The following is a 1173-nucleotide window of genomic DNA, read 5'->3' on the forward strand; positions in this document are numbered from 1 at the left end:
CTAAGCCAGAGGAAGTAAGTCCTGTCAGGGGGTAGCGCGAGGCGCGAGCAGACTGAGCCGACCGGAGCGCTGCAAGCGGTGCAGCAGCCGGACGGCTTGAGGATAGAACTCCTCGCGCTGCTCCGTCAGCATCTGGCTGAAGTAGGTGCTCTTGAGCTCGTCCCAGTAGCCCTCAATCCAGTTGAGGGTTTCCGAGGTGTACGCAGGCAGTCGCAAGACGCGCACCTGGGGCCGGGCGGCTTCAAGGGCGGCTTGGGCGCGGTGGGAAGTGAAGGGGCCACCGTTGTCGAGGACGAGCACGATGCGTCGGGCCGTCCGTTTTGCCCGCGCTACCAGCTTTTCGAGCAGCGACAGAAACAGGGCGGTGGTGACGCTCTTGGGCTGGTAGGCGAAGAGGAAGTGCCTGCTGGGAAAGCGGATGGCCCCCACCACCCCCACTCGCACATTCTTGCCCGGAGTGGGCACCAGCAGCCGCTGCCCTTTGCGCCGCCACATGGAGCGCGTCACCGGGAGAAGGTTGAAGTGAACGCCGTCGGCGTACCACAGCTCGAAGTCGGCCCGGGGCTGTCGGGCTGCCTTCTGCAGACGGTGCAAGCGCCTGAAGGCGCGTGCTTTTTTCCTCCTCGTCCGCCAGGTGCCGGGTGGTGAGCTTGGCGCGCCGCCACACATAGCCGTGGCACAGCAGGACTTCGCCCACCCAGCGCGCGCTCAAATGCACGCCGGTGCGTTGCTGGAGGTAGGCGGCCAGACGTGCACGCGTCCAGCGAGCAAATGCAAAGCCCAGCTTCTCCGGCGCCGTGTCCACGGTGCGCATCAGGAGCCTCAGGTAGCTGGAGGACACGCTCGACGGACGGCCCGGACGAACCGCGTCAGCCAGTCCCCCCAGCCCTTGCTCACGCCAGCGTCGGCGGCAGCGATGGACGGTGCGCGTGGTAACTCCCAGGGCCGTAGCGATGCACCGAGCGCTCTGGCCTTGAGCGCTCAACAGCACGATAGCCGCTCGCAGCGCTACGCCCTCCGGAGCCTGCTGCCGCAAAGCGCGTACCAGCCGGCGCCGCTCGGCTGCCGTCAGCTCCAACTCTCGGTGCTGGTGGGGCACTTCGCCGCTCCTTCTGCACAACCGGAGGAGCGGCAATCCTACCCCCTGACAGGACTTACTTCCTCTGGCTTAGA

The 1173-nt window shown here is 66.6% G+C and carries 1 protein-coding gene and 1 pseudogene; both read right to left on the reverse strand.

What is annotated here, in order from left to right; translation table 11 throughout:
- Positions 1–24 precede the first annotated feature (24 nt).
- Complete coding sequence (locus D7W82_RS39710; protein WP_158617816.1) at positions 25–594, reverse strand: transposase; 570 nt, start codon at positions 592–594, stop codon at positions 25–27.
- A 34-nt stretch (positions 595–628) separates the two neighbouring features.
- Positions 629–1099 (reverse strand): annotated as a pseudogene (locus tag D7W82_RS42645) (helix-turn-helix domain-containing protein); the annotation flags it as partial.
- Between the last annotated feature and the right edge of the window lie 74 nt (positions 1100–1173).

The sequence above is a fragment of the Corallococcus sp. CA049B genome, from assembly GCF_003611685.1.
Lineage (GTDB): Bacteria > Myxococcota > Myxococcia > Myxococcales > Myxococcaceae > Corallococcus > Corallococcus coralloides.